The organism is Polynucleobacter parvulilacunae (assembly GCF_018881715.1).
Classification (GTDB): Bacteria; Pseudomonadota; Gammaproteobacteria; order Burkholderiales; family Burkholderiaceae; genus Polynucleobacter; species Polynucleobacter parvulilacunae.
The window spans coordinates 29,896-53,010 of record NZ_JACVPW010000002.1 but is presented as its reverse complement, the minus strand read 5'-3'; the positions used below and the strand labels follow the sequence as shown (position 1 = coordinate 53,010).

The following is a 23,115-nucleotide window of genomic DNA, read 5'->3' as shown; positions in this document are numbered from 1 at the left end:
ATGAAGTTATTGATATCTACCTTCGTAGCTTGTCTGGTCTACAGCATTCTCTTGCTAGGTTCTGAAAACCAATTAGAAGTGGGCGCTCTGGTGCTGCTCGCTTTTGTGGTGAGCTTGGTTGGCAAAAAAATGGGCTTAATGGAAAAGCTGGCGGTGGCCGTAAGAGAGTATCCTCAATTCCCAGCTTATGCATCTGTTATTGGCGTACTCGTAACGATGCTGGTATTTCATAACTCGCACTTTGCGCTATTAATGTTGGCGACGGTACTAATTTATTCCATTGTTTGTCTAGGTCTTAACATTCAATTTGGATATGTTGGTATTGTGAACTTTGCAGGGGCTGCCTTCTTTGGAATTGGCAGCTACACTGCAGCGATTCTGGCAACACACACTGCAGTTCCACACTTGCTCGTATTATTTATTGCGGCTGGTATCTCTGCCTTGATAGGCTCAATCTTGATTTATCCGGTTCTGAGAACCCGTGGGCACTATGCGGCATTAGTCACTATTGCGTTTGGCATCTTATTCCGTAACTTCTTGGAAGTGAACGACACCTTGGGTGGTCCACAAGGACTCAAGATTCCACCATTAACTATTTTTGGCTGGAATTTATCTGATGGCCTTGATATCGGTAGCTTTGAGATTTCCTTTTACATTCCTTACTTGCTAATCGCTTTAATTCTGCTGATTGCTAGCTTCAGAATCACCCGCAATCTTGAGCGTTCATGGATTGGCCTCAGTATGGATATGGTTCGTACCGATGAAATCGCCGCATCAACCTTTGGTGTGAATATTGCACATTGGAAGGTTGTAGCGTTTACTTTGGGTAACTTCATCGCCGGTATGGCAGGCGCACTCTACGGAATGATGACCGCCTATGTTGCCCCAAATAACTTTACTTTTGCTGATTCCTTAATTTTGGTGTCGATTGTGATCTTGGGTGGCATTGGCAATCCTTGGGGGATTATTCCTGCAGCTGCCATTGTGGTGATCCTTCCGGAGAAGTTGCAATTTATTCAGGAATACCGTTTTCTGCTCTATGCCATCGTAGTGATCTTGATCTTACTTTTCCGTCCTGATGGTTTGTTGCCTAGGCGCATTCGTGAATATTTCCCTGGCAACAAAGTAAGGGGTCAGAAATGAGCACGATGAGCGCAGCATCACCTAAAAATCAGATTCTGGTTGCAGAAAAACTCACCATGCGTTTTGGTGGCGTGACTGCGCTAGATTCATTAGATCTTCATGTGAATGAGGGTGAAGTATTAGGCTTGTTAGGTCCGAATGGTTCTGGTAAGACCACGTTCTTTAACGTCATCACCGGACTTTATCGAGCAAGTGCAGGTAAGGTTACATTCCGTGGCGAGGATTTGACGGATGCTACCGCGCAGCAAGTCTATTTAAACGCGATTACTCGTACCTTCCAGCGTTCACGCTTATCCTTGCCACTTACCGTGTTTGACAATATTGCGATTGGTGATAACCGTCGATTAAACACTGGACTCATTTTCAATTTATTTCAAAGAGAAAAGTTCAAGAAGGAGTATGAAGGCTTGGTAGAGCAGGTTAGACAATTGCTTCTGACCTTTAACCCCAAGTTGGCAGAAAAAATATTCGAGCCGGTTGCTAGCCTCCCGATGATTGACCGTCGTCGTATTGAAATTTGCCGTGCATTGATTTGTCAGCCAGACTTACTCTTATTAGATGAGCCATCAGCCGGCATGACCCATGATGAGACTGCTGAAGTTATGGATGATATTTTGCAAGTACGTAGCAAGATCAAGCCATTTACGATTATTTTGATTGAACATGAAATGGGTTTAATTCAGCGCATGACTGAGCGTTGTATTGTGCTGAACTATGGCAAGAAAATTGCTGAGGGCACTTACGATGAGATTGTAAATAATCATGAAGTGCAAGTCGCTTACTTGGGGCAGGAATAATCATGGCCTTATTAGAAATTGAACACATTTACACCGCTTACGATCGGATTGATGTTCTTGAAGATGTTTCCATCAAAGTAGAGCAGGGTGAAATCACTTGCATCCTCGGCGCTAACGGCGCTGGTAAATCAACCTTAATTCGTTCTGTTTTAGGTTTGACGCCAGCGAATCGCGGAAAAATACTCTTTAATGGCGCGGATATTGCGCACTTACCCACACATCGCATTATTGAAGCCGGTATTGCATGTGTTCCTGAAGGGCGTCGTGTATTTCCACGCATGACGGTGGATGAAAACTTATCTGCTGGCGCTTATCTTGTGACAGATAAAAAAGTCATTGAAGAGCGACGTGAACATGTGAAGCATTTATTCCCTCGCTTAGCAGAGCGCTCCAATCAATTGGCGGGAACAATGTCAGGTGGTGAGCAAGCCATGCTGGCTATTAGCCGTAGTTTAATGAGCTCTCCTCAGTTGCTGATTTTTGATGAGCCCTCATTAGGACTTTCACCATTATTTGTGAAAGAAAACTTCAAGATCATTAAAGAAATTAATCAAATGGGGACGACTGTCTTATTGGTTGAGCAAAATGTCCGTCAAACCTTGGCCATTGCTCATCGTGGCTATGTCATCTCTAAAGGCCGGGTCGTGGCAGAGGGAAGCGCAGCCGCATTAGCTGAGAATGCTGAAGTGCAAGCAGCGTATTTTGGGTAATACATCAATGACAACCAATCTTTCTTCATCCATTCCAGATCCAGTTGAGCTGACTCAAGAGCTGATACGTTTTAATACGATTAACCCTCCTGGGAATGAAGATCAGGTCTGCGAATATTTAGCCAAACTATTAGAGTCGGTTGGTTATGAATGTCGCAAGATTGAATTTGCTCCACATCGCATGAGTTTGGTTGCCAAAATTGGCGCATGCTCCAAAGAAAAGCCCAGCATTGGTTTTACAGGCCACGTCGATGTTGTGCCCTTAGGTGCGCGTACCTGGAAACATGAACCATTTGCTGGCGTTATTGAAGATGACAAGCTCTATGGTCGCGGCTCTAGTGATATGAAAAGTGGTGTTGCTGCATTTGTTGTTGCGGCTATGAAGATGGCTGACTCAGCAAAGCAGGGCGCTGGAGTCAGTTTGATCATTACTGCTGGTGAAGAGACGGGTTGTGAAGGCGCCTTTCATTTGGCAGCTAGTCAGGAAATATTAGACTTTCTAGGACCTGCTGGCTGCTTTATTGTTGCTGAACCTACTGCGAATGAACCTTTGCTAGGGCATAAGGGTGCTTACTGGTTAAAAGCCTCTACCGATGGCATTACCGCTCATGGATCAATGCCAGAGCGAGGAGACAATGCTTTTTATAAGCTTGCCAAAGCTGCCTTAACTTTAGAAAAGTTTTCCTTTGATACGCCATCCCATGAATTAATGGGGCAGGGCACCCTTAATGTAGGGACCGCTATATCAGGTATCAATATCAATTCAGTGCCAGATGCAGCTGAGATGACTTTAGATATACGTACAGTTGCAGGTCAAAGCCACTCGCACATTTATGGGTGCTTATGCAAGGCATTGGGGCCTACTGTTCGGCTTGACACCATTATCGATATAGAGGGTGTCTTCACTCCAGCCTCAGATCCTTGGATGGCAAGTGTTTTTGATTTTTGTGAAAAGACGAATGGCGTTCGTCCAATTGAGAAGACTGTCTCTTACTTTACCGATGCCTCAGCCTTGAAGCCTGCAATTGGTAATCCGCCAACAGTGATTTTGGGTCCAGGCCAGCCAGAAATGGCCCATCAGACCGATGAATTTTGTTATGTCGACAAGATTGTCGATGCTACCCAGCTCTTTTCTGACTTAATTCTAGATTGGCAGGGTCGCTAGTCCTAATCCGCCAAATTATGTTGCATAGCAATAAATCAATTCTTGGTTAAGATAAACACACCAAAAGCAGGGGTATTTAAATGCCTCTAAAACAATAAAAGAAGCAATTCAGAAAACACAGGAGAGCACTCATGGCTGAGTTAACCGTCAACGGCAAGAAATATAAATTGGATGTAGATCCAGAAACCCCTTTACTTTGGGTGATTCGCGAACAGGTTGGGTTGACTGGTACTAAATATGGCTGTGGAGTAGGTCAGTGCGGCGCCTGTACAGTTTTGTTTGAAGGTCAAGCGATTCGTAGTTGCTCCATTCCTGTAAGTGCAGCTGAAGGCAAAAAAATTGAGACCATTGAAAGTTTGGAGAAGAGTGGTCAGCTCTCTAAAGTGCAAAAAGCCTGGGTTGATAATCAAGTTCCTCAGTGCGGTTACTGTCAATCTGGCATGGTAATGGCAACTACTGCTTTGTTGCGCAACAATCCAAAGCCTACTGATGCTCAAATTGATGAGTCGATCACAAACATTTGCCGTTGCGGCACCTTCCAACAAGTGCGCGCAGCGATTCATGCTGCAAGCAAGGCTTAAGGGGAAAATACATGACTACTACAAATACTTCCCGCCGCCATTTTGTTATCGGCTCTAGTGCAATCGCTACTGGCTTAGCCATTGGCTTTGATCTTTCCTTTATGTCCTCAGCCAATGCGGCTATGGGTACTGGCACTACAGCAATGACTCCATTAGCCGCCCCAGAAATTGGTGTGTGGGTTGTAGTGAAGCCTAATGATGACGTTGTTGTTCGTATTGTTCGCTCAGAAATGGGCCAAGGCACCATCACCGGTTTGGCACAAATGGTTGCCGAAGAACTGCAGTGTGATTGGAAAAAAGTTTCTTATGACTATCCATCTCCTGGCGAGAATTTAAAGCGCAATAAAGTTTGGGGTAGCTATTCCACTGGCGGTAGCCGTGGCATTCGTACTTCAGAGCAATATGTTCGTAAAGGTGGAGCAGCTGCACGCATGATGTTGGTTCAAGCTGCAGCGAATCAATGGAATGTTCCTGCTTCGGAGTGTGTCGCAAAAGATAGCATTATTACCCACACACCTTCTGGCAAGAAAACCACCTTCGGCAAGGTATCAGTTGCTGCTTCTCAATTAGAAGTGCCAAAAGAAGTTCCGCTTAAAGATCCCAAAGAGTGGACCTTAATCGGTAAGCCTGTAAACCGTATTGATGGTGTTGCAGACAAAGTGACTGGTAAGCAGGTATACGCCATTGACTTGAAAATGCCGGGTATGTTGGTTGCCAACATTAAAGAGTCACCAGTATTTGGTGGCAAAGTAAAAGGCTACGATGCCACTAAAGCCCAATCCATGAAAGGCGTCAAGAAGGTTGTTCAGGTTGGCGACTCAGCGGTAGCAGTTGTTGCAGATACTTTCTGGCAAGCTAAAACCGCCTTAGATCAAGTCAATATTGTTTGGGATAACGGAACCAACGGGAATGTCTCTAGCGCCTCGATTAAAAAGATGCTGGAAGAGGGCTTAAATGCAGATGATGCCTTTGCCCATAATTCAAATGGTGACGTTAAAGCAGCAATGTCTAGCGCATCCAAGAAATTGGAAGCGACTTATTTCTACCCATTCTTAAATCATGCAACCTTGGAGCCGCAAACAGCTACTGCAAAGTGGACTGCTGAATCTTGCGAGGCATGGGTACCAACTCAAGATGGAGAAGCATCCTTGGCTGCTGTGATTGCGGCATCTGGTCTGCCTGCGGATAAATGTAACGTGTACAAAGTAAACCTTGGCGGTGGCTTTGGTCGTCGTGGCGCCTTCCAGGACTACACCACGCAAGCGGTGAATATTGCTAAGCAAATGCCAGGCACACCCATCAAGCTGATTTGGACTCGTGAAGAGGATATGACTCAAGGCCGCTACCATCCGGTCATGATGTGCAAGATGTCTGCTGCAATAGATGACAAGAAAAACGTGACAGCAGTAAACATGCGGTTATCCGGTCAATCCATTTTGGCCTCTGTTCGTCCGGCAGTAGTTGAGGCTAATAAAGGCAAAGATCCCCTGGCATTTCAGGGCGTGGATCCTACCGGTGAGCACGGTATTACCTATAGCTTCCCTAATTTGAATATTGATTATGCGATGCGCAATACTCATGTGCCACCAGGATTTTGGCGTGGCGTTAACGTCAATCAAAATGCGATCTTCATTGAAACCTTTATGGACGAGATGGCTGAAGCAACTGGAATGGATGCGGTGGAGTTCCGTCGTAAGCATATGGAGCAATACCCGCGTGCTGTAGCCGTTCTGAATGCTGTAGCGGATGGTATTGGTTGGACTAAGCCAGCCAAACCAGGCGTATATCGTGGCGTTGCACAGATGCGTTCTTTTGGTAGTTACGTGGCCGCGGCATGTGAGCTCTCTGTGACCAATGGCAATGAAGTGAAGATTCATCGCATCGTTGCCGCTACCGATCCAGGTTATGCGGTAAACCCTGCTCAAATTGCACGCCAAGTATCCGGTTCATTTGTCTATGGCCTTTCAGCCTTATTCGAGGAAGAGATTACGATTGAACAAGGGGCTGTAGTTCAGAAGAACTTCGACACCTTCAATTCAATTCGACTCTACCAAATGCCGAAAGTTGAAACGATCATCATTCAAGGTGGCGGCAAAGACTGGGGTGGGGTAGGTGAACCAACGATTGCTGTAGCTGCTCCAGCTGTTCTCAATGCCATTTATCGTGCTACAGGCAAACGCTTACGCACCGTGCCTTTGAAAAACAGCGGCATTAAGTTGGTCTAAGCGCTAGCTCAAAGTGAAACTGTGTCCATGAGAATGAGGATTGCACTAGCATATTCATTGCTAGTCATCCTTAATTTCAGCGCAGCAAATGCTCAGGTAGTTACGGGGGATTCGATATTCGAATCCCTTGCTACTGAAGCCGGTAATCCAGTGCGTGGAAGGGCAATTGTGGCGAGTCGTCAAACGGGTTTGTGTTTGCTGTGCCATAGCGGGCCATTTCCGGAAGAGCGCTTTCAAGGTAACTTAGCCCCTGAGCTGAAGGCGAGCGTGGCTCGTTTGAGTGCTCCTCAATTAAGAGCGCGTATTGTGAATGCAGCCCACTTTAATCCGCAAACTATCATGCCCGCCTACTATCAAACTAGTCACCTCAATCGAGTGGCGCCTAAGTTTGTTGGGCAAACCATACTGAATGGCCAAGAGATTGAGGATGTCATTGCTTTCTTAATGACTTTGAATAATCCAAACAACTGAAATACAGATGAAAAAAGAGACTCAACACCATCGTCGACATTGGCTTAAACAAGTTCAGGGTCTTGGGCTATTGGCTTTCGGGTTTTGTGTAAACCCATTAAATGCATTTGCTAAAAAGGCCGATGCTGATGAGGCAATTCAAAGGATTACTGGAGGCGCCACCATTCGTGAGGGTAAGGTTATCTTAACTATTCCTCCGCTGGTGGAGAACGGCAATTTAGTAGTTTTGAAGGTCAGTGTAGATAGCCCCATGACTACAAATGATTATGTGAAGACCATTCATGTGATTGCAGAGGGCAATCCTTTACCGAATATCTTTACTGCCTATCTCAGTCCGCGTTCCGGAACCGCAAACATTACAACTCGGGTTCGTTTGGCCGATAGCCAGAAAGTGTGGGCTATTGCGCAAATGAGTAATGGCAATTATTGGCAAGGTTCTGCTGAAACGCTTGTAACCCTCTCAGCATGTACGGAGATGGTATGAGTAAAACATCCCGCACCTCCATCACGATGCCGGCAACGGCAAAAAAAGATTCCATCATTGAGATTCGTGCAATTGCACAGCATGATATGGAGTCAGGTTTTCGCTATACCGAAGGTGGCAAACTGATTCCTCGAGATATTATTCGTACCTTTGCCTGCACCTATAACAATGTAGAGGTATTTAAAGCCGATTTTTATTCGGGAATTGGGGCTAATCCCTTAATTATTTTTACTACTGTCGCTGTAGAGTCCGGCACCCTCGAATTTAAGTGGGTTGGGGATGATGGTTACGAAGCTAGTAACCAGGCGCGAATTACTGTTTCGTGAGCAGATTAACTTCCTATTTGCTTGGAGGCATTTGCCTTCCACTTGCTGCCCTCAGCTTCTTGGGAGTTGCAAATTCCACACCGCCATCTCAACAATCTAGCTATGAGTTGATGTCTGCTGAGAATAAGGCTATGCAAGATGATCCATTGCTGAACCCGGCGATGTTTTGGGTAGGTGATGGTGAAGCTTTATGGCAGCAAAATCTAGGCTCACAAAATAAATCCTGCAGCACTTGCCATGGCGATGCTAAAAAATCGATGCGGGGTGTAGCTACTCAGTTTCCAATGGTGATTAAAGGCAAGCTTCAAACCTTAGAGGGGCAAATTAATCAATGTAGAGTTGGTGCGCAATCCGCCCCTGCATTGGCGTATGAGAGTAAAGATCTCCTGGCGCTAACAGCCTTCATCAGCTATCAGTCAAAAGGCATGCCAATTACCGTTAGTGAAAATTCTGCCAATGCTCCGTTTATGAAAAAAGGCCGACAGATATTTAATGAGCGTATGGGGCAGCTTAATTTATCTTGTGCGCAATGCCATGAAGATAGGGCCGGATTAAAACTAGGTGGAAGTCCAATACCCCAAGGGCATCCAAACGCTTATCCTATTTATCGCTTAGAGTGGCAGACTCTAGGATCAGTACAACGTCGTCTTCGAAATTGCATGAGCGGCGTCAGAGCCCAGCAATTTGAATATGGCTCGCCAGAAATGGCTCAACTTGAATTGTTTCTGATGTCGCGCGCTAAAGGACTGCCCCTAGAGTCACCAGGGGTCAGACCTTAATACCCAATCGATTGCAGTTGCAATCTTTAGTCGGAGAAAACTACTGAAGTAGCTCCATTAATGAGTACGCGATCATGCAGGTAGTAGCGTAATGCTCTTGAGAGAACAGTGCGCTCTAAATCTCTTCCTTTGCGTACCAAATCCTCTGGCGTATCTCCATGCGTGACGCGAGTTACGTCTTGCTCGATGATGGGGCCTTCATCCAAATCGCTAGTCACAAAATGGGCAGTAGCGCCAATCAATTTGATACCGCGTGCATGTGCTTGGTGATATGGTTTGGCGCCTTTAAAGCTGGGGAGGAATGAATGGTGTACGTTAATGCAGCGGCCAGATAATTTGGTTGATAAATCATCTGACAAGATTTGCATATAGCGGGCCAAAATCACCATGTCGACTTTAGACTCCGCAACGATTTCAAGAAGTCTTGCTTCTTGAGCCGGCTTTGTTTCTGGTGTTACTGGTAAATGATAGAAAGGAATACCTGCAAAATCGATGCTGGCGTAGACATCACGAGGGTGATTAGAAACAATGCCACAAATAATCATTGGTAATTCACCGATCCGCCAGCGATAGAGTAGGTCAACCAAGCAATGGTCTAATTTTGAGGCCATGATTAATACGCGCTTGAAATCTTTGACTGCACGCAAATCCCAGGTGAGCTCAAAGCGCTTGGCAATTTCCAGAAAACCCGCTCTGAGTGAATCTACATTTGTAGGGCAGCTAAAGCTGACGCGCATAAAAAAACGCTTCGAAGCTTTGTCATCAAACTGTTGCGCTTCTTCAATATCACCGCCCAACTCAAATATATAGGTGGAAACCGCAGCAACAATGCCAGGTTTATTGGGGCAGGTAAGGGTGAGATAGTAATTTTCTGTAGACATATTCAATTTGTTGGGAAATACGAGGAAACATCAATTTTAGACTGTTATCCCTTGGGTTGGGCTAAGTCAACGGCTTATTGTTGGGCCGATTTGCTTGGTGTATCGGCTGGACCGAACAAGGGCTCGCTTTTATCAGTAATGGTTGGAAAGGTTATCTCAATGCAGATCGGCTTGGAGTCAATCAAATTAAAGAAGCTGCACTCCTTTTTGGTGGCGGCGGAGGCAGCATGCTCTAGGGGTGACTTGCCTGTCGCCGCTGTAGAGGCAAGGCTGGCGGCTGTACTAGGGTTAGCAACTGCGGCCGTTCCAACGGTGCTGGCTGCCGCTGTACCAGAGCTACTAAGCACTGCTAATGGCGCAGCGCAGGCACTCAAAAATCCTAGTGCGCAGACTACGCTAATCCAGCGGATGAAGATGAATTGCAAATAGTGAAAATTACTTACTGCGACACGCCACATTAAATACTCCAGCAGCCCATGCGCCGTTTGGAATGGCTTCAAAAATGCTATCAGGAGTTTTTTGATCTACAACGACCTTGCCTTTACCGCGGTTACCGGCGAATACTTTGAATTCTAGTGGGCGGTATTTACCAGTGCTGCAATCGTATTCATTTAAACCAATAATGGAATTTACATTCTCTTTGGTTTGTGGATCTTGACCCGGTTTTTTAAAATCAAGCATCGACATAATTTGGGCTAAGTTGCCTTGGGTTTGCAAGGTAGCGGTATCTACATATACTGTAGATTGATCGTTCTTGCCAATCTCTTGCCATGCAGCCATAGCATTTCCGCTTACCAGTAATGTGGCTGAAATTGCGAGCAGGGTGGTGATAGATTTCATGAGAATTCAGTCCTTAGTAATTGCTGTTGACGGGTATACGGTATTTTAAACGCCTATAGTAGGAAGTACTAATAAGGTAATAGATTACTTAATGATTAATTCTAGCTGCCGACCGGTCTTTTCTGGCTTCATTTGCAGTGGGAGATATTCATTATTAGCCCACAATGAGTTCATATTCCGGTACAGCTTGCTTTGCACCCATCCAGACTGACCTGTTTGATAGACGAAAAGCGATTTCTCCAGATCAGATAGATCGTAGACCGTCCTTAGGCTTGGGGCTTGAAGGGTCTCATAAGGATTTTTTGACTGCATGAGTTCCAGTCTTCCCACGTTGATAGAAAAACTATCACCAGGAAAGGGGGTTTTAATATTGAACAGGCTTCCTAGTAAGGGCACCTTGCTAAAGGGGCGATGCTCTGAGATGGCAATGTGCGCATTCCCCCAAGCCCATTTTGCAGGGTCGTTGCCGTACTCATTACTCAAATATTCAAGCGCTTTATCTAGCGCTTTATTGGATGAGTCCTGGCAGGATTCAAGTCGTTCTGTGTTGGGGTCATCACACCAAGGGCTATTGGGATTTTTAACTTGCTGCAAAAGTGGAGAGCGGTAGTTGCGTGCCCCATAATTTTCAGTGAACATGTAACTCAAGCGCGAGAAAAGATTGCGTGTGAGTTGGTCAGCCCAGGCATTAAAAAGGAGTGCGCCTGCGCTATCTACTTTCATATTGCCATCAAACCCTCTAGCAATTTCCATAGCTTTAGCGCTTAATGGATGCGAGCTTTGACTAGACTTGAATAGCTCTAATAGCGGTGTTGCTGCAAGTGATAAGGTGTCACCTTGCATGGTTTTCATATCATCAGTTGAATGAATATTTTTAGACTTGATGAGGTCAACAATGCGATCGTAACGTGTTGGTAAATCCCAGTCTCCCGTTAAAGGGTTGGGGTCGTTGGCGGAAACGATTTTTTGATTGGCGGTTGCAATCCATCCTTGCTCGGGATTGTTGCTGGCGGGAAGTTGTTCAAAGGGTACGTAGCCATTCCAGTCATACTGCTTTTCCCAGCCAGGGGCGGGTGCAACACCATATAACCCTTGGTGCAACACTCTCTTTGGTGCTACACCGGCAGCTTGATAGGCGATATTTCCTTCGGTATCTGCCATCACTACGTTTTGCATAGGCGCATAATTTTTTCGCAAAGCTTGTTTGAATTGATCAAGATCAGCCGCACGATTCATATCCATCAAGCCAGCAACCGATTGATTTTCAAGATCGAGTGCTGTCCAGCGCAAGGCAAGAACAAAGCGTTCCGTATCTATTGTGCTCTTGGCTTTTGCATGGGAATCTGAAATGACAGGTCCATGGCGAGTTTCTTTTACTAAGAAGGTAAGAGACGGCGCTCCCTTGATATCGATAATTTCTTGATGTACTTTGAATGGAAGGGGGCCATCTGGCCCTCGATACATGCCAGGATTTTTGGAGTCAATTTGCTCGATGTACAAATCTTGTACATCGGGTCCGGTATTGGTAAAGCTCCAGGCAAACTTCTCAGTCCTACCCAAAACAACCGCAGGAATTCCGGGAAGGGTTCCACCAATGACGTTCAAGTTAGGCGCCTCAAGATGGGCAAAGTACCAGATGGCGGGGGCTGATAGCCCAAGATGAGGGTCATTGGCCAATAATGGCTTGCCAGAAGCGCTTAACTTGCCGCTCAAAGCCCAGTTATTGGAGCCAATACCATCTTTACCGCCCATCTGATCCTGCTGGCTCAGTTCGGTTGCGGGCAAGTTCTGAGGTCTACTTTCTGCCGGACCTGGTATTGGATGAAAAACCTTGAGGTCCCTATATAGTTTGGAAAAATCCATATTGCTGACAGGCTCGCCAGGTTCATTTGGTGGCGTCACTTCCCAGACTTGTTTGGTGTTCAGGTACTGAGAGAGCTCCAGTCTTTGTAATTCTTTTTGCCAATTTCCACCAAGGTCATAAGCCATCATAAGCATCCAGGCAACGCTATCCGTTGGAGACCAGTGACCTGGTTTGGATCCGGTTAAAAAATACTCTACTGGTAAAGCCCATCCTAATTGAGCGTTGCCGGCATTGACGCCATCAGCATACGCTTGCAATAGCCGCTTAGCAGAAACAGGGTAGCGATCAAATTGACGTTCTGCCGCCCGTTTAACACCCAGGGTGCGCACAAAGCGATCAATCTTGACAGTGTCAGCGCCTAAAATTTCGGACAGACGTCCACTGGCGATGCGGCGATTCATTTCCAGTTGCCAGGAACGCTCACTAGCATGGAGATAACCTAGAGCAAAGTAGGCATCTGCCTGACTCTTTGCCTTGATATGGGGAATATCGACCTCATCAAAGGTGATCGTAACTGAATCCCCCAAGCTTTTAATAGTGCGCTTACCGGAAATATTAGATTGTGCGAAATACAAATAGGCGAGAGTAACCGCTAAGCCCGCTATGAGACAGAGCCCAATTAGCCATAGACCAGCCCTTAAAAGCTTGCTGAGTCCAGATGATTTTGGCGATAAATTCATAAAGATATTTTAGAGGTTTTATCAAGCCAAGCCTGGGGTAGTGGGCCAAAAGCAGTTCCAGGGGCTTATAAGGGCCTTGCATGCTAAAATTTCACTTGTCTTGATTTATTTAGCACGGCTTTATTGGCAGTAACTAGTGCGGGCCCGAGTGGTGAAATCGGTAGACACAGCAGATTTAAAATCTGCCGACTCAAAAAAGTCGTGCCGGTTCGATTCCGGCCTCGGGCACCAAAGACACATACAAGACATTCACAAGACATTCTCGTTTATGAACTTAGCCAAACTATTGCTTTGCACTTGCCTGACTCTTTCATCTCTGGCTGCATGGGGTGTAGATGTTCTCGAATTCAATTGCAAGCGTTCTGAAAAAAACTATACCGAAGAGTATGAGATGAAAATCATGCTTGCTTCTGGGTCTCAAAAGGCAAAGCTATATCTAGACGGTCGCGATTTAGATCAGTCAGATGCATTTGGAACACAAGTCGTTAGGAGTATCACTCTTGCGCGCCCCAATATCTTGATTACAATAGAGGCAAAGTTTGAGCCCGAGGAAGTGATGGGGGTTTCTTATCCAGCTGGTACTGTCATTACCAACATTACCCTTGATCCAGTCTCCGGTAAATTTAAGAAGGTCGAAAAAATACAGGGCGGCATTCTGGGCGCCACTATCGGCAACGGCACACACACCAGCGAAGAGACTTGCTCGCTCGCTAAATTGCCCTATAAGACTAAATAAGAAGACTACACAAGAAGACTACACAAGAAGGTTAAGTAAGAGATTCGCCAAACTTAGTTTGGCTCTGTTACAAACCCAAGTTTAGTTAAGCCGGCTCGACGTGAAGCAGCCAATACCTGGGCTACATACTCATACTTCACTGATTTATCTGCACGCAAATTAATTTCTGGCTGCGGCTCCTTTTGTGCAGCTTTTTCTGCATAGCCATCAAATGTTTTTAAATCAATGGGGGTGCTATTCCAGAAGATTTGGCCATTAGCATCTATCGTTAGCTGAACTGATTCTGGCTTGACTTCATTGCGGACGCTATTAGCCTTTGGAAGCTCTACCTTTACCGCCTGTTGAATCACGGGCAAGGTAATGATGAAGATAATTAACAGTACCAACATGACGTCCACCATTGGCGTCATGTTGATTTCCGCCATGATGCTATCGTCGTTTTGATCGTCTTGGATATGAAAAGACATAATTATTCCCCGGCGTTAACGCGGGCACCAGTAACAAAGTACGCTAAGAGATCGTTACCAAAACGATTAAGATCGGCAACAAATAATTTATTGGCACGATTAATAGCGTTAAAGGCAAGAACTGCGGGGATCGCAACTGCCAATCCAAGGGCGGTCATGATGAGGGCCTCACCAATCGGGCCGGCTACTTGATCAATTTGGGCACTGCCTGAGCTGCTGATTGAGATGAGGGCGTGATAGATGCCCCACACAGTACCAAAGAGGCCGATAAATGGAGCAATTGCACCAGTGGAGCCAAGGAAGGTAAGTCCCTTTTGCAGCCCTGCAGCAACGCTGTCAATGCTGTTCTTGACGCTTCTAGCCATCCATTCAGAATAGTTCAGGGTTTGCAGTAATTCACGATGGTTGGTGGATTGGCTCTGATGATGTGCTGACGCCTTGGTTGCAGATTTGGCAATCTGATAGTAAGGGTTGGCTGAATGATTGCTAAAAGCCTCCAAGCCTTGATCAAATGATGTTGCACGCCAGAATTGATCGAGCTCAGGTTTGAGCTTGCGCAAATTGCGTAAATCCCAAAGGCGAGTTAACAGGATCACCCAAGTCACGATAGAGCAGGTGAGAAGGGCAATTGCCACAAAGCGCGTAATTGCATCGCCTTCAAGCCAGAGATTTGCAATGCCAAATGGTGTATTCATATTGATTAATTCTTGAGATTAAATTTAATTAAAAGATTGGTGGAAATTCTTTGGGGTGAACCGTTTACTAAAAAAGGTTTAAAGCGATAACGTTTACCGATATCTGTAGCTGCTCGATCAAGTCTTGGGAAGGTGCTGGACTGCAGTAATGCTACATCTTCTACGCTACCGGTTTCATCAATAATCAAACGCACTACCACTGATCCTTGTTCGCCTGAGCGCTTGGAGAAGGAGGGGTAGTAAGCATCTGCGTCTGGCTGATAGACCACAACTAGTTTACCAATGTCAGTCTGAATCGGCGTGCCGCTAGCACCCCCACTGGTTGCAGGGGCAACAGCAGCATTTTGTGCCTGTGATTGAGATTGCGACTGAGATTGAGACTCAGGCTTGCTCTGGGCTTGGTTTTGTTGGGGCGGTTGTTGCACTTGAGTTGGGCTAGGCTTTTCTGAAGGTTTTTCCTTTGGCTTATCTTTTGCCGGCTTCTTCTCTTCCTTTGGTTTTGGTGGGGTAGCGACAGGAGCTTGCTGGCTTTTGTTGGCAGCCTCTGGGCTCACTAAATTAGCCATGACGCGTTCATCATCCATTTTCGGCGGACGCTGGCTAAAGTGTAAAAACTCTAAGGCGGGAAGAGCATGCAAGAGTAATACGATGCCAATAATGATGCGTTCCGTTTTATTAAACGGTAAATGGGCATCTAATTTTTGTAGAAAATGACTCATCTGACTTCACTTAAGATGCGTGCTTCTACTCTATGCGAAGTGAGATCTGCAGACATTAAATCTTGCGCCATTAATAGCAATGACTTTTCATTCTTGCTACTCAGGAAAAGAACTGAGCCAAACTCTTTTTCACCATCTTCTTTTTGAAGTGATTCTAGCTGTCGCTTGAGTTGGCGAACTACCGCATCACTGGTGTCAATTAGCGCAATCGATTCACCTAGCAATTTGCGAATTGCTTTTCTTAAAAAAGGGTAGTGCGTACAACCCAGCACGAGTGTGTCGGCGCCAGCATCTTGTATAGGCTCCAGATGTTTGGCTAAGAGCTCGAGAGTTTCTTCTCCATCTGCATTACCGGACTCGATTAAAGGAACCAATCCTGCGCCAGCCTGCTTGATGAACTGGCAATCACTGGGAAGAGTATTTAATAGTGCATTAAATTTATCGCTCTTGAGTGTTGCCTCAGTAGCAAGAACGCCAACAATATTATTTTGGGATTGCATGGCTGCTGGCTTAATCCCTGGCTCGACTCCAACAATCGGAATAGCAAGCGATTCCCGAATTTGCTTTATCGCTTCGGCAGTTGCGGTATTGCATGCAACCACGATGGCATCACACCCCTTATTTGCTAGATAGCTACAGAGAGTAAGACTACGTGCTGCGATCCAGTCGCTGGATTTCTCACCATAAGGCGCGTTTGCAGAATCTGCTAGATAAATATAGTTATGTTGGGGTAGCTGGCACAGAGCCTCATCCAAAATGGATAAGCCTCCAACGCCAGAATCAAATACTCCGATTAGTGCCAATGAGTTGCCAATGTTCGTTTGATAATTACGAGTTAGTAATTAAGCAATCTTGACTGGAATACCAGCAATCTTGGCTTGCCACTCTTTAGGCCCAGTCTCGTGCATAGAGATGCCCTCTGAGTTCACGGCAACCGTCACCGGCATGTCCTTGACATCAAACTCATAAATGGCTTCCATGCCCAAGTCAGCAAAGCCAACTACTTTAGAAGTTTGAATCGCTTTAGAAACTAAGTAAGCGGCGCCGCCAACTGCCATGAGGTAAGCCGACTTATGTTTCTTAATCGCCTCAATTGCTACAGGGCCACGTTCCGCTTTACCAATCATGGTGATTAAGCCTGTCTTAGCAAGCATCATCTCCGTGAACTTGTCCATGCGAGTAGCAGTAGTAGGGCCCGCTGGACCAACTGCTTCATCGCGCACTGGATCAACCGGTCCAACATAGTAGATTGCGCGATTCTTAAAGCTCACCGGCAACTCTTCACCTTTGGCGAGCATGTCTTGGATGCGCTTATGAGCAGCATCGCGTCCAGTCAAAATTTTGCCGTTTAGCAATAAAGTTTCGCCTGGCTTCCAGCTCGCCACTTCTTCGGCGGTAAGGGTGTCCATATTCACGCGCTTCGATTTTTGAACATCTGGAGTCCAGGTCACGTCTGGCCAGTCAGATAGCGATGGTTTTTCTAATTTGGCAGGGCCGTCACCATGTAAATGGAAATGCACGTGACGTGTTGCCGCGCAGTTTGGAATCATGGCAACTGGTAAGGACGCAGCATGAGTTGGGTATTCCATGATCTTGATATCGAGCACAGTAGCCAAGCCGCCAAGGCCTTGAGCACCAATGCCAAGCTTGTTTACTTTTTCGTAGAGCTCTAAGCGAAGCTCTTCAGCACGAGTCTTAGCGCCACGAGCAATTAACTCTTGAATATCCACTGGACCCATTAAAGATTCTTTAGCCATGAGCATGGCTTTCTCTGGTGTACCGCCAATGCCGATACCCAGAATGCCAGGAGGGCACCAGCCAGCACCCATAGTCGGTACGGTTTTGAGAACCCAGTCAACAATCGAGTCGGATGGATTGAGCATGACCATCTTGGCTTTGTTTTCAGAGCCGCCGCCTTTAGCAGCGCAAATGACTTCAACATCATCACCAGGAACAATTTCATAATGGATCACAGCAGGAGTGTTATCACCCGTATTTTTACGTTTGCCAGCAGGATCGGTAAGTACTGAAGCGCGCAACATGTTGTCTGGATTCATGTAAGCGCGACGCACACCTTCGTTCACCATTTCACTAACGCTCATCGTTGCATCTGACCATTGAACGTTCATACCAATTTTTAAGAAAACAACCGCAATACCGGTGTCCTGACACATTGGACGGTGACCCTCGGCACACATCCGGCTATTGGTCAGAATTTGCGCAATCGCATCCTTGGCCGCCTCACCTTGTTCTAGTTCATAGGCCTTACCCATGGCAGTAATAAAGTCCTTAGGGTGGTAGTAGGAGATGAACTGAAATGCGTCCGCAACGCTTTGAATGAGGTCGTTTTGTTTGATATTTGTCATGGTTACCGGCTTATTTCCACATTATTAGTAAGGTTTGCCCTATTTTAAGGGTTTGCCATAGAGCAAATCCCCAGTGTTTTCACTTATCTTCTAAGGTCTTGAGGGTGAAAACCTGTCATTTTGCGACATTTTCTCGCATTTGTAGTTGATTTTAGATTATTGATTATTTGATAGAGGGCTGTAAGCATGGAACCATTAAAGCAAGAAAACCGCGTATTTAACCCGCCTGCAGACTTTGTAAAGAGCGCGGCCATTCCAGGCATGGAAGCCTATAACAAGCTTTGCGCTGAAGCTAATGCGGATTACGACGGTTTCTGGGGCCGCCTTGCTAAAGAGAACATCTATTGGAAGAAGCCATTTACTAAGGTTTTGGATGAATCCAAAGCGCCTTTCTACAAGTGGTTTGAGGATGGCACCACGAATGCTTCTTATAACTGTTTAGATCGCCAAGTTGAAGCTGGCTTAGGCGATAAGACAGCCATCATTTTTGAAGCCGACGACGGCACAGTTACAAAGGTAACTTACAAAGAGATGCTTGAGCGTGTTTGCAAAATGGCAAACGCATTGCGCAAGATGGGCGTTAAGTCTGGCGACAGCGTCATCATTTATATGGCAATGACTATCGAAGGCATTGTTGCGATGCAAGCATGTGCTCGTATCGGCGCAATTCACTCTGTAGTGTTTGGCGGTTTCTCTGCTCAAGCCTTGCGCGATCGCATTATGGACGTAGGTGCTGTTGCAGTGATTACTGCTGACGGACAGTTCCGCGGCGGCAAAGCATTGCCACTGAAAGCTATTTGTGACGAAGCGCTTTCTACAGGCGAGTGCCCTAAGGTTAAGCATGTCATCGTGAGCAAGCGTACTGGCACTGATATCACTATGCAGGCTGGTCGCGATGTTTGGATGCAAGAGATTGTTGCTAATGAAGCGACAACTTGTGAGCCAGAGTGGGTAAGCGCTGAGCATCCATTGTTTATTCTGTACACATCCGGTTCAACTGGTAAGCCAAAGGGTGTACAGCACTCAACAGGCGGGTACCTCTTGTGGGCAATTCTCACAATGAAGTGGACTTTTGACATTAAGCCAAATGATGTGTTCTGGTGTACTGCCGACATCGGTTGGGTAACAGGTCACTCCTATATTACTTATGGCCCACTCGCAGTAGGCGCTACTGAGATCGTGTTTGAAGGTGTGCCAACCTATCCAAATGCTGGCCGTTTCTGGGACATGATCCAAAAACACAAAGCATCTATTTTCTACACAGCACCAACAGCGATTCGTTCATTAATCAAAGCATCCAGCAATGATGAAGCAGTGCATCCAAAGAGCTACGACTTATCTTCATTGCGTCTCTTGGGTTCAGTTGGCGAGCCAATCAATCCAGAAGCATGGATGTGGTACTACGAGAACGTGGGCGGCTCACGTTGCCCAATCGCTGACACTTTCTGGCAAACAGAAACTGGCGGTCATATGATTTCTCCATTGCCAGGCGCAACTCCTATGATTCCAGGTTCATGCACATTGCCATTGCCAGGTATTCAGGCGGCGATTGTGGATGAAGCTGGTGTTGATGTTCCTAACGGTCAAGGCGGTATCTTGGTTGTGAAACGTCCATGGCCTTCGATGATTCGTACGATTTGGAATGATGCTGATCGTTTCGTGAAATCGTATTTCCCAGAAGAGTTGGGTGGCACTTTGTATCTAGCAGGTGACGGCGCAATCCGTAACAAAGATACTGGCTACTTCACCATTACTGGCCGTATCGATGACGTATTGAACGTTTCCGGTCACCGCATGGGCACCATGGAAATCGAATCTTGCTTAGTGGCTAACCCATTGGTTGCTGAAGCTGCGGTTGTAGGACGTCCAGACGAATTGACTGGCGAGGCTATTTGCGTATTCGTAGTTCTTAAAGGCGGTCGCCCAACAGGTGAAGAAGCTAAGAAGCTAGCTACGGAGTTACGTAACTGGGTAGGTAAAGAGATCGGTCCGATCGCTAAGCCTAAGGATGTCCGTTTCGGTGATAACTTGCCTAAGACCCGTTCTGGCAAGATCATGCGCCGTCTCTTGCGTGTGATTGCCAAAGGCGAAGAGGTTACTCAAGATACTTCAACCTTGGAAAATCCACACATCCTAGACCAGCTCAAAGAGTCTCTGTAATAAGCTAAATCAAGATTTAGACCAAATCCTTTCGGCAATCGTATAATCATCGATTCCGGAAGGGTGGATGAGCGGTTTAAGTCACACGCCTGGAAAGCGTGCGTAGGTTAATAGCCTACCGCGGGTTCGAATCCCGCCTCTTCCGCCAAGTAGTCAAGAAACCACCTTCGGGTGGTTTTTTCTTTTTTTAACTTCCCGTAATATCTTGGTAGTTAGGTATTAAAAAATAGAACGCAATAGAAAATGGAGAAAACATGATTTTTACAATGCTATTAATGGATCGCCCTGGTACTGCAGACTTGCGAATCCAGATTCGTCCAGAGCACCGCGCCTATTTGGCAAAAATGGCTGATCGCATGGCTTTTGCCGGACCGCTAACATCTGAAGATGGCCAAACAACTTTGGGCAGTTTGATTGCAATCGATTTTCCGAGTAGAGCAGATGTAGATGCGTGGCTTAAAGATGAGCCTTATACAAAAGCGGGTGTATATGAGAAGCCAATTATTAATGTCTTTAATAATATGTGGCAACAAAAAGTAGGCTTCCCACCTGCGCAGTAATTTTTTTCTTCGTTTAAGAATTTTGTATCTCATCGAATGGTATTAAATCAAGCTCCTCGACTAAAAAAGTGGTTAATCAGATTTGCCATCCTGATGTTCTCCTGCATCATCACTTTTTGGGCGGGGGCGCACTTGTTTGTGCCTGGGTTTGTTAAAAAGTCTGCTACAGAATTTGGCGCCAAGATTGGCTATGAGATTGGCTATCAAGACCTCAGCATTTCTCCATTAAGACTCAAAGTAGAGCTTGATGGGCTGCATCTGGCAAAGGCCGGCGGCTCTAAGTTGCTGGAATTCAAACAACTGTCTATTACCCTTAAATGGTCTAGATTGATTCTGGGCGAGCTTGGCTTTGACGAGATCTTGCTGGAAGAGCCCAAGATACTGATAGAGAAGAAATTACCGAAGGGCGCGCATGCGGGCGCTTGGAATTGGCAAGAATTGATTGCTGCGGTTGAAAAGGCAATGCCGCCTACGGATCCTCAAGAGCCTAAGAAGCCTCTCAAAATATCCATTGATGAACTTCTGGTTCACGCTGCTTCATTAAGTTTGTTGGATGACTCCACCAAGCTCAAGGAAGAGCTTAAGCCATTTACGATGAAGTTACTGGATATAGCTAACTACGATAAGCAGGGTGTAGTGAGCGGCGTTCGTGGTCAATATGACTTTAATCTTGGTGCCTTGCAAGTGCTCATACCTGGGATTAATAAAACCATCGCCTATCAACACGTCGCTATTACTGGCGGATTGGACAATCCTCAGCCCGGTAAGTTGGGTGTGCAATTAGATGTGAAGCTGGATGATGGTGACGTGCGCTCCCATTGGGATTTCAACACCGACTCAAAATCAGTCGATGGCAAGGTGAGCATTCAAAATCTGGCGTTGGCCCCAATCATTCCATTGCTGCCAGCGAATAAGGGGCTGATCGGTACAAGCGGTGCAATAAATGCAGATCTCTCCATGAAATTCGGAGCTGATGCTGATCATGTTGCTGGTGATATTCACATTGCTGATTTAGCGATCCTAGAGAAGGGTCAAAAGAATCCACTGATTGTTTGGAAGATGGCAGATATTCGACAGCTTGAATATAAGAGTCTGAAATCCAAGAAAGCGGCAAGCAATAGTCTCTCAATGGATGAGTTAGTCATTGATGCACCAGTTCTTCAATTTGAGATTGATGAAGAGGGGTTTTCTAATTTCAGAAGATTATTTTCAAAACCGCAAGCCGACACTTCAAAACCTGACTTAGTGAGCCAATCTGAAAAGCCTGATGAATCTCCCTCAGCGTTTAATTTGGATATGCGCTCTGTTAGTTTAAAAAATGGCGAGGTATTTTTTACTGACTTGGCAATGAAGCCTAACTTTAAGGTGGATATTAAAAAGTTTAATGGCACTTTTTTGGGTGTGAGCAATGCGCCTGGCCGTATGGCGAGTATGGCCATGGAGGGCGTGGTAGCAGGCTCAGGTGGCATGCGGGCCAAAGGACAAGCGTCATTTGCGGATCCGCGTCGCAACAATGACATCACTATGGCGTTCAGAAATCTCCCTCTAACCGCTTTTAATCCTGCGGTGATGTCTTTTGCTGGATACAAGATTGCCAATGGCCGCCTCAATCTCAATTTAAATTACCGCACCAAAGAGGGTGAGTTAAATGGTAGTAATCAGATCGTTATTAAGAAGGTCGAGCTAGGAGATGAAGTTCCTGATTTCAAGGGCAAGAAATTACCGCTAGGCTTAGCAATCGCTTTGCTCGAGGATGCGGATGACACGATTGATGTCACGATTCGTATTGCTGGCAATGTGGACTCCCCAGAATTTAGCGCAAGTGGTTTGGTGTGGCAGGCGATTAGCAACGTATTAACAAACGTTGCTACAGCACCCTTCAGAGCACTTGCAGCCATTTTAGGAATGGGTGGTGATGAGGGTGTGAATGCCGTTCCTGGCGAGGCTATCTTCTTAATTGCAGATCAAGATCGATTGCAACAATTTGGTGAGTATTTGGTGAAGAGACCAAACTCCAGTCTGGAGATATTGGGCGCCTATGATCCTGTGCAGGATAAGCAGGCATTAGCGCGGGCCAAAGCTGACACAGCAATATTGATTGATGCTGGATTTAAGTTAATCCCGGGCGAGCCAATACCGACGCCAAACCTATCGGATCCAAAAGTTCAATCAGGCCTCAAGGCTGCGTACGCTCAATATATTGGACGTATCAAACTAGGCCAGCGCCTTTTAACGCTTCCAGATGGAGAGCAGCGAAACGAGCAATTGCATAACGAGCTCATTGCCGGAATCGATATTACCGATGGGGAGCTTAAGGAATTGGCAAAAACCAGAGCCAAGACTGCCTATGGGTATATGGTCAAAGCCGACCCCAGCCTGAAAGATCGCATTCAGCTTGGGGGCGTAAAGGCGGTAGAGGCGGGGAAAGAGGGTATTCCACTCGATGTTGAGATCAGAATCAAGTAG

Annotated in this window: 23 protein-coding genes and 2 tRNA genes; 16 read left to right on the top strand and 9 right to left on the bottom strand. The window is 46.1% G+C overall.

The annotated features are described in order from the left end of the window. From ICN18_RS05600 to soxA, 10 genes are all read left to right on the top strand, one after another. Complete coding sequence (locus ICN18_RS05600) at window positions 1-1,143, top strand: branched-chain amino acid ABC transporter permease (RefSeq protein ID WP_216189526.1); 1,143 nt, start codon at window positions 1-3, stop codon at window positions 1,141-1,143. Then, window positions 1,140-1,940 carry an ABC transporter ATP-binding protein gene (locus tag ICN18_RS05595; protein WP_255532111.1) on the top strand — a complete coding sequence of 267 codons (801 nt, stop codon included), beginning with the start codon at window positions 1,140-1,142 and terminating at the stop codon, window positions 1,938-1,940. The genes ICN18_RS05600 and ICN18_RS05595 overlap by 4 nt, the downstream gene beginning before the upstream one ends. A 2-nt stretch (window positions 1,941-1,942) precedes the next feature. Further along, a complete protein-coding gene (locus ICN18_RS05590) occupies window positions 1,943-2,650 on the top strand; it encodes an ABC transporter ATP-binding protein (RefSeq protein WP_216189525.1) in 708 nt (235 codons plus the stop codon). After that, a complete protein-coding gene (locus tag ICN18_RS05585; protein WP_216189524.1) occupies window positions 2,619-3,815 on the top strand; it encodes a M20 family metallopeptidase in 1,197 nt (398 codons plus the stop codon). The genes ICN18_RS05590 and ICN18_RS05585 overlap by 32 nt, the downstream gene beginning before the upstream one ends. Before the next feature lie 131 nt (window positions 3,816-3,946). After that, window positions 3,947-4,396 (top strand): (2Fe-2S)-binding protein, encoded by a 450-nt coding sequence (locus ICN18_RS05580; RefSeq protein WP_216189523.1) that lies wholly within the window; start codon window positions 3,947-3,949, stop codon window positions 4,394-4,396. A gap of 11 nt (window positions 4,397-4,407) precedes the next feature. Then, on the top strand, window positions 4,408-6,621 hold the full coding sequence (locus tag ICN18_RS05575; protein WP_216189522.1) for a xanthine dehydrogenase family protein molybdopterin-binding subunit: 2,214 nt from the start codon (window positions 4,408-4,410) through the stop codon (window positions 6,619-6,621). A gap of 27 nt (window positions 6,622-6,648) precedes the next feature. Then, window positions 6,649-7,092, top strand: a complete 444-nt coding sequence (soxX, locus tag ICN18_RS05570; RefSeq protein WP_216189521.1) for a sulfur oxidation c-type cytochrome SoxX — start codon at window positions 6,649-6,651, stop codon at window positions 7,090-7,092. 7 nt (window positions 7,093-7,099) lie between these two features. Beyond that, on the top strand, window positions 7,100-7,576 hold the full coding sequence (locus ICN18_RS05565) for a SoxY-related AACIE arm protein (RefSeq protein ID WP_216189520.1): 477 nt from the start codon (window positions 7,100-7,102) through the stop codon (window positions 7,574-7,576). Continuing rightward, window positions 7,573-7,902 carry a thiosulfate oxidation carrier complex protein SoxZ gene (locus ICN18_RS05560; RefSeq protein WP_216189519.1) on the top strand — a complete coding sequence of 110 codons (330 nt, stop codon included), beginning with the start codon at window positions 7,573-7,575 and terminating at the stop codon, window positions 7,900-7,902. Before ICN18_RS05565 ends, ICN18_RS05560 begins: the two co-directional genes overlap by 4 nt. Beyond that, entirely contained in the window at window positions 7,899-8,681 is a 783-nt protein-coding gene (gene soxA / locus ICN18_RS05555) for a sulfur oxidation c-type cytochrome SoxA (protein WP_369411872.1), read from the top strand. The genes ICN18_RS05560 and soxA overlap by 4 nt, the downstream gene beginning before the upstream one ends. Window positions 8,682-8,707: 26 nt before the next feature. On the opposite strand, the gene purU is transcribed toward soxA, so the two are convergent. The 4 genes from purU to ICN18_RS05535 form a co-directional block, all read right to left on the bottom strand. Then, on the bottom strand, window positions 8,708-9,562 hold the full coding sequence (gene purU / locus ICN18_RS05550) for a formyltetrahydrofolate deformylase (protein ID WP_216189518.1): 855 nt from the start codon (window positions 9,560-9,562) through the stop codon (window positions 8,708-8,710). A 74-nt stretch (window positions 9,563-9,636) separates the two neighbouring features. Further along, window positions 9,637-10,020, bottom strand: a complete 384-nt coding sequence (locus ICN18_RS05545) for a hypothetical protein (protein ID WP_216189517.1) — start codon at window positions 10,018-10,020, stop codon at window positions 9,637-9,639. Next, window positions 9,998-10,402 carry a surface-adhesin E family protein gene (locus ICN18_RS05540; protein ID WP_216189516.1) on the bottom strand — a complete coding sequence of 135 codons (405 nt, stop codon included), beginning with the start codon at window positions 10,400-10,402 and terminating at the stop codon, window positions 9,998-10,000. Before ICN18_RS05540 ends, ICN18_RS05545 begins: the two co-directional genes overlap by 23 nt. An 84-nt stretch (window positions 10,403-10,486) precedes the next feature. After that, complete coding sequence (locus ICN18_RS05535) at window positions 10,487-12,946, bottom strand: penicillin acylase family protein (RefSeq protein ID WP_216189515.1); 2,460 nt, start codon at window positions 12,944-12,946, stop codon at window positions 10,487-10,489. A 142-nt stretch (window positions 12,947-13,088) separates the two neighbouring features. On the opposite strand from ICN18_RS05535, the gene ICN18_RS05530 reads away from it, so the two are divergent. Next, window positions 13,089-13,177, top strand: a tRNA-Leu gene (locus ICN18_RS05530). 37 nt (window positions 13,178-13,214) lie between these two features. Then, the gene (locus ICN18_RS05525; protein WP_255532108.1) at window positions 13,215-13,682 is read left to right on the top strand and encodes a hypothetical protein; all 468 of its coding nucleotides are present in this window, start codon (window positions 13,215-13,217) and stop codon (window positions 13,680-13,682) included. Between the two features lie 53 nt (window positions 13,683-13,735). Here the strand turns inward: ICN18_RS05525 and ICN18_RS05520 are convergent, their stop codons facing one another. The 5 genes from ICN18_RS05520 to ICN18_RS05500 are packed head-to-tail and all read right to left on the bottom strand — an operon-like array spanning window position 13,736 to window position 17,929. Beyond that, entirely contained in the window at window positions 13,736-14,149 is a 414-nt protein-coding gene (locus tag ICN18_RS05520) for an ExbD/TolR family protein (RefSeq protein ID WP_216189514.1), read from the bottom strand. Window positions 14,150-14,151: 2 nt separating this feature from the next. Continuing rightward, window positions 14,152-14,844, bottom strand: coding sequence for a MotA/TolQ/ExbB proton channel family protein (locus ICN18_RS05515; protein WP_216189513.1), 693 nt, complete (start codon window positions 14,842-14,844; stop codon window positions 14,152-14,154). Window positions 14,845-14,849: 5 nt separating this feature from the next. Further along, the gene (locus ICN18_RS05510) at window positions 14,850-15,563 is read right to left on the bottom strand and encodes an energy transducer TonB (RefSeq protein WP_216189512.1); all 714 of its coding nucleotides are present in this window, start codon (window positions 15,561-15,563) and stop codon (window positions 14,850-14,852) included. Beyond that, the gene (gene murI, locus ICN18_RS05505) at window positions 15,560-16,366 is read right to left on the bottom strand and encodes a glutamate racemase (RefSeq protein WP_216189511.1); all 807 of its coding nucleotides are present in this window, start codon (window positions 16,364-16,366) and stop codon (window positions 15,560-15,562) included. The genes ICN18_RS05510 and murI overlap by 4 nt, the downstream gene beginning before the upstream one ends. A gap of 39 nt (window positions 16,367-16,405) precedes the next feature. Then, entirely contained in the window at window positions 16,406-17,929 is a 1,524-nt protein-coding gene (locus ICN18_RS05500) for a fumarate hydratase (RefSeq protein WP_216189510.1), read from the bottom strand. Window positions 17,930-18,115: 186 nt separating this feature from the next. Between ICN18_RS05500 and acs the strand changes: the two genes are divergently transcribed. The 4 genes from acs to ICN18_RS05480 all read left to right on the top strand — a co-directional run bounded on the left by acs (window position 18,116) and on the right by ICN18_RS05480 (window position 23,115). Then, window positions 18,116-20,089 (top strand): acetate--CoA ligase, encoded by a 1,974-nt coding sequence (acs, locus tag ICN18_RS05495; RefSeq protein ID WP_216189509.1) that lies wholly within the window; start codon window positions 18,116-18,118, stop codon window positions 20,087-20,089. A 57-nt stretch (window positions 20,090-20,146) separates the two neighbouring features. Then, window positions 20,147-20,237: transfer RNA gene (locus ICN18_RS05490), tRNA-Ser, on the top strand. A 106-nt stretch (window positions 20,238-20,343) separates the two neighbouring features. After that, window positions 20,344-20,649, top strand: a complete 306-nt coding sequence (locus tag ICN18_RS05485; RefSeq protein WP_216189508.1) for a YciI family protein — start codon at window positions 20,344-20,346, stop codon at window positions 20,647-20,649. Window positions 20,650-20,685: 36 nt separating this feature from the next. After that, entirely contained in the window at window positions 20,686-23,115 is a 2,430-nt protein-coding gene (locus ICN18_RS05480; protein WP_216189507.1) for a DUF748 domain-containing protein, read from the top strand.